Here is a 14,916-nt window from a genome sequence, read left to right on the forward strand (position 1 = left end):
CGTCAGGGCGTGGTCTCGCCGAGCAGCCAGGCGGCGAAGAACGCCGTCAGGTCCTCACCGGAGTGCTCGGTCCACCAGGTGGTGATCTTGTTGTAGTCGGCGTTGCCCTCGGCGTAGGCCCGCGGCCAGGCGGCCGCGAGCCGCCAGAACTCCGCGTCCCCGAGTCGCTGACGCAGGTCGTCCCACATCAGCGCGGGCCCGTAGTAGACGTTGGAGGAGCCGAACGCGTCGGGGTCGTAGGCCGCCGGCGGCCCGGCCTCGGCGCGCAGCCGGGGCTCGAGCTCCGCCCAGCGGTCCATGACCGCGGACACCGGCTCGCCCTGGGACTCAGCCGTCCAGACACCCTGCACGAACGTGGCCATGCCCTCGTTCATCCACACGTCGCGCCAGTCGATCGGCGTGACCTCGTCGCCGTACCACTGGTGGGCGATCTCGTGGACCAGCACCTCGGGCGAGGTCGCGTAGGCGGTGTCGCCCAGCGTGATCATCGTCTGGGTCTCCATGCCGCTCTGGGAGTCGACGACGACGATGCCGAGCGTGTCGAAGGGGTAGGGGCCGAGGTGCTGCTCGACCCAGTCGAGCGCCTCGGGGGTGCGCTCGACCCGGCGCAGCAGGTCGGGCCGGCCGCGCGGGGTCCAGTAGGTGAGGGGGATGCCGGACTTCGCGGTGTCCTCGGTCATCGTGAAGTCGTCGAACGCGACGGTGATCAGGTACGACGACGCCGGGCTGTCCAGTCGCCAGCGGGTGACCGTGTCGCCGTCCGCGCGGGAGCGCTCGAGCAGCGCGCCGTTGGCGACCCCGACGAACGGCGCAGGGACCCGCAGCGTGAAGTCGTAGAGCGCCTTGTCGGAGGGCTGGTCGTTGACGGCGTACCACGTGTAGGCGCCATAGGGCTCCTGCATCGTCCAGGTCGCCCCGTCGTGGGTCACCGTCCAGCCCGTCGAGTCGAAGTCGCTGCGCTGCACCGGCGCGGGGACCGGTCGCGGCCGCCCGGCGTAGGTGATGACCAGGGTGTGCAGCTCGTCGGTCGCGACGTCCGCCTCGACGACGAGGTCCTTGCCTCGGTGGCGGTGGTCGGCCGGGGCACCGTCGAGCAGGACCTTCTCGACCTCGAGCGGCCGGGCGAGGTCGAGCTGGAGGTGGTCGGCGTCCTCGGTGGCGCGCAGCTCGAGGGTCTCCACGCCCTCGAGCGTGCGGGTGGCCGGCCGCCAGGTGAGGTCGAGGTCGTAGTGCAGGGCGTCGACCCCGGGGTCGCCCACGTCGGGGTAGTTCCGGTCCTCGACGGGGGTGCTGTAGCCGTCCGCGGCGTCGCCGGTGGCACCGTCAGAGGGACCGTTCGAGGGACCGGACGCGCTGGCGGTCGGGCTCGTGCTCGGGCTGCCGGTAGCCGGCGACGGCGCGGGCGTGGGTGCCGGGGGCGTGTCCTTCTCGGACGTGCATCCCGCCAGCAGCGCGGCGCACGTCAGCGCGGAGGTGAGGAGGGCGGCGGCCCTCACTCGCCACCTCGCAGGAGAGGTCGGGCGAGTCGCCGGCCGTGGTGGATCTGCGCCTTGATCGTGCCGAGCGGCGCGCCGACGAGCTCGGCGATCTCCTCGTAGGACATCCCGTAGACATCGCGCAGCAGCAGCGGCTCGACGAACTGGGGGTGGTCCTTCTCGATGGTCTCCATCGCCTCGAGCAGGTCCAGGCGGGTGCCGGCGATGACGCTGGTGGTGCGTGGGTCGGGCCGGTCGAGCGGGCCGTGGTCGAGCGGGTCGCTCGCGGTCGCCTGGTTCTTCAGGCGGCGGTACGTCGAGCGGGCGGAGTTGACCGCGACGACGTGCATCCACGTGGTGAAGCGACCGCGACCGCCCCACGAGCCGATCTTGTTGGCGATGTTGATCAGCGCCTCCTGGCAGGCGTCCTCGGCGTCGGCCAGGTGGGGCAGCACGCCCCGGCACACGTTGAGCGCCCGTGGGCGGATGGCGGTCAGCAGTGCCTCGAGCGCATCGCGGTCACCGCCCTGGGCGCGCCGGGCGAGCTCGTCGATCTCGTCGGCCGTCAGTGCTTCATCCATCGCCACACCCGTGGGCTTCACTCATCACGCAGACACCCTTCCCCGTTGCCTGAACCTTAGCCAGGCAGCGGGGAAGGGTGATGACGTCGTTACTTCACCTCGGAGCGGAGCACCGCCCGCAGGCCCACCGCGAGCGGCAGCACCAGCCAGACCAGTCCGGTCACGCCGAGCTGCGCCCAGTTCTCCGCGGTCATCGCGGACATCTCGGTGAGCGACCCCTGGGTGTAGTTGAAGTCGATCCACGGCTGGATCCGCTCGAACCAGTCCTGCGTGGCCGAGAGCACCTCGGTGAGGGTGCCCAGCACGAACGAGTAGACGAAGTAGCCGACGATCGCGCCCGCCGAGTTGCGGAACAGCACGCCGAGCATGAAGCCGATCAGCATGTTGACGATCTGGAAGAGCAGCAGGCCGACCAAGTCGGCGGCGGCGACGTCCCAGACCGGGTCGACGCCGACGATCGCGGCGCCGAGCAGGTTGCCGAGCGCGCCGATGCCGAGGGCGAGCAGCATCGAGACGACCCCGACGCCGACCGCGACCGCGAGCTTGGCGTTGACGACCCGGGCGCGGTGCGGCACGAGCGTGAACGACGTGAGCCCGGTGCGCTGGCTCCACTCGCTGGTGACCGAGAGGATCGCGATCACCGGCAGGATGATCGCCATCGGCACGCCGATCGCGGTGCCGAACGTCATGTAGGTGATCTCGCTGTCCGGCGCGAACAGGATCGTGGCGGCGGTGGCGAGCGTGGCGAGGATGCCGACGCTGGCCAGCAGCCAGAAGCCCGAGCGGGTGTCGAAGGACTTGCGCAGCTCGACCGCGACGATCCGCGACATCGGGATCGGGGCCGGTGCGGAGCGTGCGACGAGGAGGTCGTCGCGGTGGGCGCGCTCGTTCTCGTGCTCGTGCTCGAGGGTCAGGGTGGTCATGCTGCTGCTCCTTCGGAGATGTCGTCGCGCTGGGTGTCTGCGGTGAGCTCGAGGAACATCTCCTCGAGCCCGGCGCCGTCGCCGGCGCGCAGCTCGGTCAGGGGGACGCCGGCGGCCAGCGCGAGCCGGCCGACGAGGTCGGGGTCGGCCTCGACGCGCAAGGCGTCGGAGGTCCGGGTGAACTCGACGTCGGCGTCCACGAGGGCGCGGGCGAGCGTCGGGAGGTCGGGGGTGCGCACCAGCGTGCCGGCCGCGGCGAGCAGCTCGGTCTTGGTGCCCTGGGCCACGATCCGGCCCTGCCCGATCACGACGAGGTCGTCGGCGATGACCTCGATCTCGTGCAGCAGGTGGGAGGAGAGCAGCACGGTCCCGCCCTGGTCGGCGTACCCGCGCAGCAGGTCGCGCATCCACCGGATGCCGGCGGGGTCGAGACCGTTGGCGGGCTCGTCGAGGATCAGCACCTCCGGGTCGCCGAGCAGCGCCGTGGCGATGCCGAGCCGCTGGCGCATGCCGAGGGAGTAGTTGCTGACCCGCCGACCGGCCTCGTCGGCGGTCAGGCTGACCATCTCGAGCATCTCCTCGACGCGCCGGGCCGGGAGGCCCATCGTGCGCTGGGCGATCGTGAGGATCTCGCGTCCGGTGCGGCCGGCGTGCTGCGCCGAGGCGTCCAGCAGGACGCCGACCTCGAGGCCCGGGTTGGGCAGGTCGGCGAAGCGGCGGCCGCTGACGTGCGCGGTGCCGGACGTGGCGGGCGTCAGTCCGACCATGATCCGCATGGTGGTGGACTTGCCGGCGCCGTTCGGGCCGAGGAAGCCGGTGACCCGCCCGGACCGGGCGGTGAAGGAGACGTCGTCCACGGCGGTGAAGCCGCCGTAGGTCTTGGTGAGGGAGTCGACCGTGATCATGGGTCAACCCTCGCGCCGCACGGCCGTCGCCGACATCGGGGAAGCGGCACCCGGCGCCCCTGAGCCGACCCCGAAACGGTCTCAGGGTCCGACCCCGGCCTTTGACATGATGGGGCCGTGCCCATGCCCGCTCGTCTCGGCCGCTACGCCGTGCGCCGACGCATCGGGTCGGGCGGGTTCGCGACCGTGTGGCTCGCCTACGACGAGCAGCTCGACTCCCCGGTGGCCGTCAAGGTGCTCGCCGAGAACTGGACCGAGGACCAGGCCGTGCGGCAGCGGTTCCTCGAGGAGGGGCGCTTCCTGCGCAAGGTCGAGTCGCCCTACGTCGTCACCGTCTACGACGCCGGCGAGCTCGACGACGGCCGCCCCTACCTGGTGATGTCGTACGCCGACCAGGGCACGCTGGCCGACCGGCTGGAGATCCTCGGGCTCACGCCGGGGCAGGCGCTCGAGGTGGTGCGCCAGGTGGGCGCGGGGTTGCAGGCGCTGCACGTGCGCGGGGTGCTGCACCGCGACGTCAAGCCGGCCAACGTGCTGTTCCGCACCGTCGAGGAGGGCGGGCGCAGCGAGGTCCGCGCGATGGTGGCCGACCTCGGCCTGGGCAAGGCGCTCGACATGTCCTCGCGGCTGACGATGATCGCGGGCACGCCGTCGTTCGTCGCCCCCGAGCAGGCCCAGGGCGAGCCGCTCGACCCGCGCGCCGACGAGTACTCCCTGGCGGCGCTGACCTACCTCATGCTCAGTGGTCGGGCGCCGTACGCCCACGCCTCGTTGGCCGCGGCCGCGGCACCCGGCGCCCCGCCGCCGCTCTCGACGCCCGACCGGGTCTTCCCCAAGGCCGTCGAGGCGGTCGTGCACCGCGGGCTCGCCGTGGACCGCGAGGAGCGCTGGCCCGACGTGACGACGTACGTCGAGGCGCTCACGACCGCGCTGGGTCCGGGCGCGACCGTCGACGCGTCGGGACCGTGGCTGCCGCTGGACCCCGACCTCACCCAGCCGGGAGCACGTCCGAGCCCGTTGCTGGTCTCGCAGCCGCTGCCCGACCCGGTGCCGCCGCGACGGCGCCTGGGCCGCCGGATCCTCGGGGTGGTCGCCGCGCTCGCGGCCCTCGCCGCGGGCGCCGGAGCCGGGTACGCCGTCGAGCAGCGCCAGGACGCCGAGGTGACGGTCACCGACAGCCGCACCGGCACCCTCTCGGTGACCGTGCCCGGCGACTGGGACCGTGCCCGTTCCTCGCGGGGCTGGAAGGCGCCGGAAGGTGGGGGCGAGTTCCCGGCCCTCTCGGTCGGGACCACGCCGGACTGGACCGACGTCGGGTCGACCGCGCAGGGCGTCTTCCTCGGGATCATGCCGGGCGACGAGCTGCCCGAGCAGGTGCCGCAGCATCCCGAGTGCCGGGCGGCGCAGGACCCCGTGGACGACACGATCGGGGACAACGCGATCCGCACGGTCGTCTACACCCGCTGCCCCGGCGGCGTGACCGTCGAGCGGGTCGTCCAGCTCGCCGCCAACCGCCTGCTGTGGGTGCAGGTGCGCAGTGCCGACCGGGCCACGGCGAACGCCGTCCTCGACGACGTGCACGCCTACGGCTTCGGGCTCTGAGGAGCTGCTGGCTCGGACCGGCCGGGTCTAGAGGAAGCGGGCCAGGGCCGTCACGGAGTCGCTGGGCTTGGTCACGCGCACCCCGGCGCCGATCGCCCGCAGCCGCCAGCGGTCGCCGTCGCGCACGATCTTCGCCAGCACCACACCGGTCTCGGGGACGCCGGCGGTGAGGGTGAGGCGGGCGATCTCGGTCTCGGCACCGTCGGGGCCCTCGACGCCCTCGGCCACCACGCGGCAGTAGGCGTTGTTGATCCACTCCAGGGTGTGGCCCTGGTAGCTGCTGACGAGGAACACGATCGTGTCGACTCGTGCATAGACCTTCGCCAGGTCGACGGTGATCGCCTCGTCGTCGCCCGCGCCGCTGCCGGTCTTGTTGTCACCGAGGTGGACCACGGAGCCGTCGCGGGTGCTGAGGTGGTTGTAGAAGGCCAGGTCGAAGAGCTGGGTGCCGCTGAACTGCACCGCGGAGGCGTCCAGGTCGATGTCGGGGGCGCCGGTGCCGATGAAGCCGGCGGTGCGCTCCTTGTCCCAGCCCACCCCCATCCGCAGGCGGGTGAGGGGGGTGCCGTCGGCGTGGACCAGGTCGATCTCCTGGCCCGGTTGGAGTTCGATCACGCCTCGAACCTACTCGGGCGTGCCCGGCGGCACCTTGTAGACCGTCACCGCGACGTGCTCGATCAGCGCCTTGAGCCCGGCGACGTCGACGGCCCGGCCGGCGACGCTCATCTCGAAGCTCGCGGCCGTCTGGTCGGGAGCGGCGACCCACCGGAACAGGTTGTGCCGCTGGTGGTCGAGACCGTCGCGGTAGGTGAAGTAGACCTCGTCCTCGTCGGACTCGACGACCTCGACGTCGTCGTAGATCGACTCCATCGCCGCGATCTTCTGGTCGACCATCTGCTGCGGGGTCAGGCGCTGGGTCACGATCTTGACGCGCAGGCTGAAGCCGCCCACGTCCGGCTCGAACTTGGGCCGCCAGCGGTACTCCTGGGGCTGGTCGGTCGTCGTGCGCACCCAGCCGACGGGAGCCTCGTACGTCCACAGGAAGAACGGCGGGTTGCCGATCCGGTGGGTCCGGTAGCTCAGCGTGGTGGAGAGCGGCGGGTAGTCGATGTCGGGTGCGAACGTCGGCGGCGGGTCGATCGGGACCGAGGGCGACTGGGCCGGCACCGGCTCGGCCTGGGCGATCACGGCCGGCTCGTGCTCGTCCAGCGTGGCCAGGCCGTAGCCGCCGGCCGCGCCGAGCAGTGCGAGGGCGAGCGTCAGCCCGATCCACCGCACCCTCATGGCCCCCGAGGGTAGTCGTCCCTCGGCGATGTGACAGATCTGTGTCAGAGTGTCCGGGTTCTGTCACAGACCGGGAGGCCGCCATGACCGAGACGACCGCTGGGACGACCGCTGGGACGACCGCTGCGGACCTGTTCGCCCGTCACCGCGAGCGCCTCGACGCCGCCGTCGCGGCGTGCGCGAGCCGGGAGTACTTCTCGGCGTTCGACGAGTCCCCGTCGCCGCGGGTGTACGGCGAGGGCGCAGCCGCCGCGGGCAAGGCGGCCTTCGAGGCCTGGCTCGGCGGCGCCTTCCCGCTCGAGACCCCGGGAGCCGAGGGCCGGGTGGCGACCGAGCGCTCGCCGTACGGCTTCGACCTCGAGGTGTCCTACCCCCGCGTCGCGGACGTCGACGCGCTGCTGTCGGCGGCGCGTGCTGGCATGAGGCAGTGGCGGGACGCGGGACCGGACGGACGGACGGGGGTGTGCCTGGAGATCTTCTCCCAGCTGCATGCGCGCATCTTCGAGCTGGCCGGCGCCGTCCAGCACACCAGCGGGCAGGCGTTTGTGATGGCCTTCCAGGCCGGCGGGGCGCACGCGCTCGACCGTGCCTTGGAGGCGATCGCCTACGCCTGGACCGAGATGACCCGGGTGCCGGGGACGGCCGTGTGGGAGAAGCCCGGCCGGGGCGAGCCACTGCGGATGGAGAAGACGTTCACCGTGGTGCCGCGCGGCGTGGCCCTGGTGATCGGGTGCCACACGTTCCCGACCTGGAACTCCTGGCCGGGGCTGTTCGCCTCGCTCGTCACCGGCAACCCCGTGGTCGTCAAGCCGCACCCGGGAGCCGTGCTGCCGCTGGCGATCACCGTCCAGGTGTGCCGCGACGTCCTCGCCGCGGCGGGCTTCGACCCGGACCTGGTCACCCTGGCCGCGGAGGACCCCGCCGACCGGCTGGCCGCCGCGCTCGCGGTGCGCCCCGAGGTGCGGCTCGTCGACTTCACCGGCGGCAACGCGTTCGGCGACTGGCTCGAGGCGAACGCCCGCCAGGCCGTGGTGTTCACGGAGAAGGCCGGCGTCAACACCGTCGTCCTCGACTCGACCTCGGACTTCGCGGCGATGTGCCAGAACCTCGCCTTCTCGTTCTCGCTCTACTCCGGCCAGATGTGCACGGCCCCGCAGAACGTCTACGTGCCCGCGGCCGGGATGGCCACCGACGAGGGCGTCAAGACCCCGGACGAGGTGGCGGCGGGCATCGGCGCGGCGCTCGACCGGCTGCTCGGTGACGACGCCCGCGCGGTCGAGCTGCTCGGCGGCGTGGTCGACGAGGGCGTGCTCGCCCGGCTGGAGAAGGCGTCGAGCGGCCACGTGCTCGTCGCGTCGAGGACCGTCGCGCACCCGGCGTACGACGACGCGACCGTGCGCACGCCCACGCTCGTCGGCCTGACCGCGGACGACTCCGACGTCTACGAGTCCGAGTGCTTCGGGCCGGTGGCCTACCTCATCGAGACCGCCGGCACCGACCAGTCGATCGACCTGTTCCGCGACACCGTCATCGCCCACGGGGCGATGACCGCCTCGGTCTACTCCACCTCGACGGCGGTCGTCGAGCAGATGCGCGAGGCGGCGCTCGACGCGGGTGTGGCGCTCTCGGAGAACCTGCTCGGCGGGGTGTTCGTCAACCAGTCCGCGGCGTTCTCCGACTTCCACGGCACCGGCGCCAACCCGGCTGCCACCGCGTCGTACACCGACGGCGCCTACGTCGCCTCCCGGTTCCGGTTCGTCCAGTCCCGCCGCCACGTCTGAGTTGACCCGCCCGAAACTTTCGGGCGGCTCAACGATGAGGCGAGGGATCCTGTCGGGTCTGTCGATCTCGTAGTGCCCCGTTCGTGGAGAGGGTGACCCCCGCCACCGAGGAGACGAGATGACCGACCTCAAGAGCCGCTGGCTCGCGCTGTACGTGCTCTGCCTGGGCGACCTGATGATCGTGCTGGACTCCAGCATCGTGAACGTCGCGCTGCCCTCCATCCAGACCGACCTGGGCTTCTCCCAGGACGCGCTGGCGTGGGTGGTGAACGCCTACCTGCTGACGTTCGGGGGCTTCCTGCTGCTGTCCGGTCGCCTCGGCGACCTGCTCGGCAACAAGCGGGTGTTCCTCGGCGGCGTCGTGTCGTTCACGGTCGCCTCCGTCGCCTGCGGGCTCGCGCCGTCGTCGGGCCTGCTGGTGGTCGGCCGCGCCGTGCAGGGCCTGGGCGGCGCCGCGGTGTCGGCGGTCGCGCTGTCCCTGATCATGGGGTTGTTCTCCGACCCGGCCGAGCGGGCCAAGGCGATGGGCTTCTTCGGCTTCGTGATGTCGGGTGGCGGGGCGGTGGGGGTCCTGCTCGGCGGTGTGCTGACGGGCCTCTTCTCGTGGCACTGGATCTTCCTCGTGAACGTGCCGATCGGCATCGGTGTGTGGATCGCCGCGCGCCGCGTGCTGCCGGCCGACGAGGTTGTCGACGGCGCGGGTCGCCTCGACGTCCCGGGCGCCGTGCTCGTGACCGGGTCGCTGATGCTCACCGTCTACGGCATCGTCGGGGGCAACGAGGCGGGCTGGACCTCCGCTCGCACGCTCGGCCTGCTCGGCGCGAGCATCGTGCTGCTCGTGGCGTTCGTCATCCGCGAGGCGCGCGCGATGAGCCCGCTGGTGCCGCTGCGCCTGTTCGCCCTGCGCAACGTCACGGTCTCGCAGATCGTCGGTGTGCTGTGGGCGGCCGCGATGTTCGCCTGGTTCTTCCTGGCCGCGCTCTACCTGCAGAAGGTGCTCGGTTACAGCGCGCTCGAGGTCGGGCTCGCGTTCGTGCCGACCAGCGTCGTCATGGCCTACTGCTCGCTGCGGGTCTCGGACAAGCTGGTGCTGCGCTTCGGCATCCGGCGACCGCTGATGGCCGGCCTCGCGCTGGCCGCGGCGAGCCTCGGCCTGTTCTCCCGGGCGCCGGTCGACGGCAGCTTCCTCGTCGACGTGCTGCCCTCGATGCTGCTGCTCGGCGCGGGCGCCGGCATCGCCTTCAACCCGGTGCTGCTCGCCGCGATGGGCGACGTCGAGCCGCACGAGTCCGGGCTCGCCTCCGGCGTGGTCAACACCTCGTTCATGATGGGCGGAGCGCTCGGCCTCGCGGTCCTGGTCAGCCTGTCCACCTGGCGCACCGAGTCGCTGACGGCCGATGGTGCGAGCCGCCTCGAGGCGCTCAACGGCGGCTACCAGCTCGCGTTCGCCGCCGGCGGGATCTCGGCCCTGGCCGCCGCCGTCATCGGCGGTCTCCTCCTGCGCCCACAACCGATGGCGGGCGCCGACCCCCACGCTCCGTCGGTCGTCGACGAGCCCGCCCCCGAGGTCGCCTGACACGTTGACCCGCCCGAAAGTTTCGGGCGGGTCGACGTGGCTTAGCGTTCGACAGGTGAGCAGCCTCCTCATCCGCAACGCCCGGCTGGTCCCGATCGGGGCCGGTGACCAGGTGCCGGACAGTCCGGTCGACGTGGCGATCGAGCACGGCGTCGTGACCGCCGTGGGGTACGGCGCCGAGCGGCCGGTCGGGGCCGAGGTCGTCGAGGCGGCCGGCCGGTGGCTGATGCCCGGTCTGTGGGACCAGCACGTCCACCTCGGCCAGTGGACGCTCGCGTCCCAGCGGCTCGACCTGGCCGGCGCCCGGTCGCCCGAGGACGCGATCCGGGCCGTGGCGGAGCGGATCGCGGCGTACCCCGACCTCCCGGTGATCGGCTGGGGGCATCGCTCGGGCGGATGGCACCGCGAGGTCACGGTCTCCGAGCTCGACGCGGTCTCCGGCAGCACCCCGGTGGTGCTGATCAGCGGCGACGGCCACCACGCCTGGCTCAACACCACGGCGCTGATGCACCTCGCGATGCCGGTGCGCGACTCGGTGGTGCGCGAGACGGAGTGGTTCGCGGCCTACCCGCGGCTGGTGACGCTGGTCGGCACCGACGGCACCTCGCCCGAGGCCTACCGCCGCACCCTCGACGCCGCCGCTGCCCAGGGCGTGGTGGGCCTGGTCGACCTCGAGTTCGGCGGCGGGCGCGAGGAGTGGGCCGAGCGCTGGGCCCAGGGCTGCGACCGGCTGCGGATCCGGTGGGGGACCTACGCCGACACCCTCGACGACGTCATCGCGGCCGGGCTGCGCACCGGCGACGTGCTCCCGGGCTGCGACGACCGCGCGACGATGGGGCCGCTCAAGATCATCAGCGACGGCTCGCTGAACACCCGCACGGCGTGGTGCTGCGAGCCGTACGGCGACGCCCACCGGCTGGAGTACCCCGCGGGCCAGCCCAACCTCGACGCCGCCGCCCTGCGCGACCTGCTCGCCCGTGCGCACGGTGCCGGGCTCGAGGTCGCCACCCACGCGATCGGCGACGCGGCCGTGGCCGAGGCGCTGGCGGCGTACGCCGACACCGGGGCGCGCGGCAGCATCGAGCATGCCCAGATGGCGCGCCGCGAGGACGTGCGCCGGATGGCCGAGCTCGGCATCCGGGCCAGCGTGCAGCCGGCGCACCTGCTCGACGACCGGGACCTCACCGACAAGATCTGGGGCGAGCGCTCGGGCCGCTGCTTCGCGTTCCGGTGGATGCTCGAGGACGGCGTCGAGCTCGCGTTCGGCTCGGACGCACCGGTCTCCCCGCTGGACCCGTGGCTCGCGATGGCGGCGGCGGTCCACCGCAGCGCCGACGAGCGCGACCCCTGGCACGCCGAGCAGGCGCTGACGGTGCGCGAGGCCCTCGCGGCATCGGTCGACGGGCAGCAGACCGTCGCGCCGGGGTCACGGGGCGACGTGGTGCTGCTCGACCGCGACCCGCTGCTGCGGGACCTGGACCCTGCCGACACCGCGGCCCTCGGAGCCGCGCTGCGGTTGATCGGCTCGGCCCTGACCGTGGTGGACGGGACGGTCGTGCACGGCTCAGCGGAGCTGCGCTAGCACCGCCTCCGCGGCCGCCCGCTGCTCGGCCGCGAGCGGGTGGTAGGCCAGCGCGGTCTGCGCCGAGGTGATCCGGCCGTTGATCCAGGGGTCGGCCGCGCAGATGTCGTGGCCGGCGGTGCGCTCCCACAGGTCGACGTACTCGGCGCCGGCGTCGGCAGCGCCGGCCCGCACGGCGTCGTTGAGGCCCTGGGTCACGAGCTCGGCGAACGCGTAGTCGCCCTGCGCGAGCGGCAGCAGGTCGCAGGTGCCGGAGGCCGGCACGATGTGCGGGTAGCCGACCACGAGCACCCGCGCGTCGGGGGCCTTCTTCTGCACGGTGCGCACGACCCCGGCGACGTTGCCGTGGATCCGCAGGAACGCGGCCTCCAGGTCCTGCTCGACGAAGGCATCACGGCAGGGGGAGCCGGTCGGGTCGGTGCGGGCCAGCTGCGTGCACCGGCCCAGCACGCCGGCGAACAGGTTCTCGTCGTTGCCGCCCAGCCCGATCGTGACCAGGTCGGTGCCGCGGCGCACGGCGTCGATCTGCGGGGGGACGGTGCCGCCACCCTGGCCGGACTGTGGAGCCGTCACGTTCGCGGTCTGGGCGCCGCTGCAGCTGACGTCGGTGAGCTCGGTGCCCGGCATCGCCTCGGCCACCAGCGCGGGGTAGTTGACCCCCGAGCGCAGGCAGATCGTGCTGACGTCGGTCGGTGGCACGAGCGGAGCCGCGGTGTAGGAGTCGCCCAGGGCGACGTACTGCTCGTACTGCGTCGGCGCGGCCGCCGGCGACCCGGTCGTGCGGGCCGGGGCGGCGACCGGCTCGTCGCTGCCGCTCGAGCATGCGGTGAGCAGGCAGGCCCCCAGGAGCAGGGGCAGAAGCTGTCGGCGCATGGCTCGACCGTACGTGGGCGGGTACAGGGTCTCCATGGCCACCACCGACACCTCCGCGGAGCGCCCGGGCTCGGCACAGTCGAGCGAGTCGATGCTGACCGTGGTGATCGCGCTGCTCGCCAACGGCCTGCTCGCCGTCGCGAAGTCGTTCGCGGCCGCCGTCACCGGCTCGGCCTCGATGGTGGCCGAGGCCGCGCACTCGTGGGCCGACACCGGCAACGAGGTGTTCCTGCTGGTCGCCGAGCGCAAGGGCAACCGGCCCCGCGACGACGAGCACCCGCGGGGCTACGGCCGCGCGACGTACATCTGGTCGCTCGTCGCGGCCTTCGGGCTGTTCTCGGCGGGCGCGGTCGTGTCGGTGTGGCACGGCGTCACCGAGCTCACCGTGGAGGAGGCCGGGGCGCCGAGCTACACGATGAACTACGTCGTGCTCGGCATCGGCTTCCTGCTCGAGGGGATCTCGTTCGCCCAGGCGACCCGGCAGGTGCACGGCGCCTCGCGGCGCTCGGGGATGCACCCGCTGAGCTATGTCTCGCGCACGTCCAACCCGACGCTGCGCGCGGTGTTCTTCGAGGACTTCTCGGCGCTGCTCGGCATCCTGCTCGCCGCCGCCGGCATCGGGCTCCACCAGCTCACCGGCCACGCCGAGTTCGACGCCGTCGGGTCGATCGGCATCGGCCTGCTGCTCGCGTTCGTGGCGGTCTTCCTGATGCGCCGCAACATGGACTACCTGCTCGGCGAGGGGCTCTCCCCGCAGCTGCGCGCCCGGGTGATCACCGAGCTGCTCGCGCACCCGCAGATCGAGCGGATCACCTACCTGCACGTGGAGTACGTCGGGCCGCAGCGGCTGTTCGTGGTCGCCGCCGTCGACCTCACCGGCGACGACCGTGAGGGCCACCTCGCCGTGCGCCTGCGCGAGCTGGAGGCCGACATCGAGCGCGACCCGATGATCGAGGACGCCATCCTCACCCTCGCCCCGCCCGACGAGCCCTCGCTCACTCCCTGACCGTTGAGTCGTGAGTTCTGCACGCTCATTCCGGAGACAGATGCCGACTCGAGCGTCAGAAGTCCCGAATCGAACTTCTCGCGAAACCCTTGACACCGAATAAGTAAGTGCGCTGAACTAACAAACGTGACGACGATGTCCCCGGTGGGGAGGCCGCTCCGGCCCCGCGGCAAGCTCCTCCAGGAGGATGCCCGGAGGCACCACCGCTCGCTGCTGCTCCAGCAGCTCTTCCGCGAGGGTCCCGCCAGCCGCGCCGACCTGGCCCGGACCTCCGGGCTGACCCGCGTCACCGTCTCCGACCTGGTCGGCGAGCTGGTCGGCGAGGGTCTCGTCGAGGAGCTCGGCGCCCCGGCCGAGGCGCGCGTGGGAAAGCCCCCGACGCTGGTCGGCCTGGCCGCCGACTCGACCCACATCGTGGCCCTCGACCTGTCGGCGGACGACCGGATGAGCGGGGCGGTCGTCAACCTCGCCGGCCAGGTGCAGGCCCGTCACGAGCTCCCGATCGACGGTGCCCAGGGCGCCGACGCGGTCGAGCTCGTGCACCGGCTCGCCTCGGAGCTGATCGCGATGACCGACCGGCCGGTCCTCGGCGTCGGTGTCGGCAGCCCCGGTGTGGTCGACGCCGCCGGCACGGTCATCGACGCCCCCAACCTGGCGTGGACCGACACCCCGCTGTCGACCAGCCTCGCCGAGGCGCTCGGACTGCCCGTCTTCGTCGCCAACGACGCCAACACCGCGGTCCTCGGCGAGCACACCTTCGGCCAGACCGGTGACGGGGGCCTGCTGGTGCTGCGGGTCGGCATCGGTGTGGGCGCGGGTCTGGTGCTCGAGGGCTCGCTGCTCCACGGCCACCTCGGCGCCGCCGGCGAGATCGGGCACGTCACCGTCGACCCCGACGGCGACGAGTGCGCCTGCGGACGCCGCGGCTGCCTGGAGACGATCCTCGCCGCTCCCCGCCTGCGCCGCCGCCTCGCCGCGCCCGGCGCCGACCGCGCGGCCGTGCTCACCGAGGTCGGCGAGCGGCTCGGCGCGACGCTGGCGCCGGTGGTCGGCACCTTGAACATCCACGAGCTCGTCCTGAGCGGCCCGACCGAGCTGCTCGACGGGCCGTTGCGCGAGGCGGCCGACCGGGTGATCCGCGAGCGCACCATGCCGGTGAGCTCCGCGGGTCTCGCCGTCCGCACCTCGACCCTCGGGGACGACGTGGTGCTGGTGGGCGCCGCCGTCCTCGTCCTCTCGGGACAGCTGGGCGTGTCATGACCACGCCCTCGACCTCGTACGACGTGCCAACCGGGCCCGTCGGCACCCAGGACCCGGCACTGCGCCGC

General features: G+C 72.7%; 13 protein-coding genes. 6 read left to right on the top strand and 7 right to left on the bottom strand.

From position 1 onward, the window contains the following. Positions 1-2: 2 nt before the first annotated feature. From Q0L15_RS00095 to Q0L15_RS00110, 4 genes are all read right to left on the bottom strand, one after another. Complete coding sequence (locus Q0L15_RS00095) at positions 3-1,496, bottom strand: M1 family metallopeptidase (protein WP_296601340.1); 1,494 nt, start codon at positions 1,494-1,496, stop codon at positions 3-5. After that, a complete protein-coding gene (locus tag Q0L15_RS00100) occupies positions 1,493-2,056 on the bottom strand; it encodes an RNA polymerase sigma factor (RefSeq protein WP_296601341.1) in 564 nt (187 codons plus the stop codon). The genes Q0L15_RS00095 and Q0L15_RS00100 overlap by 4 nt, the downstream gene beginning before the upstream one ends. A gap of 89 nt (positions 2,057-2,145) precedes the next feature. Beyond that, positions 2,146-2,979 carry an ABC transporter permease gene (locus Q0L15_RS00105; protein ID WP_296601342.1) on the bottom strand — a complete coding sequence of 278 codons (834 nt, stop codon included), beginning with the start codon at positions 2,977-2,979 and terminating at the stop codon, positions 2,146-2,148. Next, positions 2,976-3,884, bottom strand: coding sequence for an ATP-binding cassette domain-containing protein (locus tag Q0L15_RS00110; RefSeq protein ID WP_296601344.1), 909 nt, complete (start codon positions 3,882-3,884; stop codon positions 2,976-2,978). Before Q0L15_RS00110 ends, Q0L15_RS00105 begins: the two co-directional genes overlap by 4 nt. 123 nt (positions 3,885-4,007) lie before the next feature. On the opposite strand from Q0L15_RS00110, the gene Q0L15_RS00115 reads away from it, so the two are divergent. Then, positions 4,008-5,486: a serine/threonine-protein kinase gene (locus Q0L15_RS00115; protein WP_296601354.1), complete on the top strand. Its 1,479-nt coding sequence runs from the start codon at positions 4,008-4,010 to the stop codon at positions 5,484-5,486. 27 nt (positions 5,487-5,513) lie between these two features. Here the strand turns inward: Q0L15_RS00115 and Q0L15_RS00120 are convergent, their stop codons facing one another. Beyond that, positions 5,514-6,101 carry a TerD family protein gene (locus tag Q0L15_RS00120; protein WP_296601345.1) on the bottom strand — a complete coding sequence of 196 codons (588 nt, stop codon included), beginning with the start codon at positions 6,099-6,101 and terminating at the stop codon, positions 5,514-5,516. Positions 6,102-6,110: 9 nt separating this feature from the next. After that, positions 6,111-6,770: a hypothetical protein gene (locus Q0L15_RS00125; RefSeq protein ID WP_296601346.1), complete on the bottom strand. Its 660-nt coding sequence runs from the start codon at positions 6,768-6,770 to the stop codon at positions 6,111-6,113. 83 nt (positions 6,771-6,853) lie between these two features. Here Q0L15_RS00125 and paaN point away from each other — a divergent pair, with 83 nt between their 5' ends. The 3 genes from paaN (at position 6,854) to Q0L15_RS00140 (ending at position 11,709) form a co-directional block, all read left to right on the top strand. Further along, positions 6,854-8,551 carry a phenylacetic acid degradation protein PaaN gene (gene paaN / locus Q0L15_RS00130; protein ID WP_296601348.1) on the top strand — a complete coding sequence of 566 codons (1,698 nt, stop codon included), beginning with the start codon at positions 6,854-6,856 and terminating at the stop codon, positions 8,549-8,551. Between the two features lie 118 nt (positions 8,552-8,669). Continuing rightward, positions 8,670-10,127, top strand: a complete 1,458-nt coding sequence (locus Q0L15_RS00135; RefSeq protein ID WP_296601349.1) for a DHA2 family efflux MFS transporter permease subunit — start codon at positions 8,670-8,672, stop codon at positions 10,125-10,127. A 55-nt stretch (positions 10,128-10,182) separates the two neighbouring features. Next, positions 10,183-11,709, top strand: coding sequence for an amidohydrolase family protein (locus tag Q0L15_RS00140; protein WP_296601350.1), 1,527 nt, complete (start codon positions 10,183-10,185; stop codon positions 11,707-11,709). Here Q0L15_RS00140 and Q0L15_RS00145 read toward each other — a convergent pair. Then, positions 11,692-12,582: an SGNH/GDSL hydrolase family protein gene (locus Q0L15_RS00145; protein WP_296601351.1), complete on the bottom strand. Its 891-nt coding sequence runs from the start codon at positions 12,580-12,582 to the stop codon at positions 11,692-11,694. The two genes, Q0L15_RS00140 and Q0L15_RS00145, sit on opposite strands and share 18 nt — an antisense overlap. A gap of 34 nt (positions 12,583-12,616) precedes the next feature. Here Q0L15_RS00145 and Q0L15_RS00150 point away from each other — a divergent pair, with 34 nt between their 5' ends. Next, positions 12,617-13,588: a cation diffusion facilitator family transporter gene (locus Q0L15_RS00150; protein WP_296601352.1), complete on the top strand. Its 972-nt coding sequence runs from the start codon at positions 12,617-12,619 to the stop codon at positions 13,586-13,588. Positions 13,589-13,723: 135 nt separating this feature from the next. After that, complete coding sequence (locus Q0L15_RS00155; protein WP_296601355.1) at positions 13,724-14,848, top strand: ROK family transcriptional regulator; 1,125 nt, start codon at positions 13,724-13,726, stop codon at positions 14,846-14,848. The last annotated feature ends 68 nt before the right edge of the window (positions 14,849-14,916 follow it).

The organism is Nocardioides sp. (assembly GCF_024509035.1).
In the GTDB taxonomy this organism is placed as follows: Bacteria; Actinomycetota; Actinomycetes; order Propionibacteriales; family Nocardioidaceae; genus Nocardioides.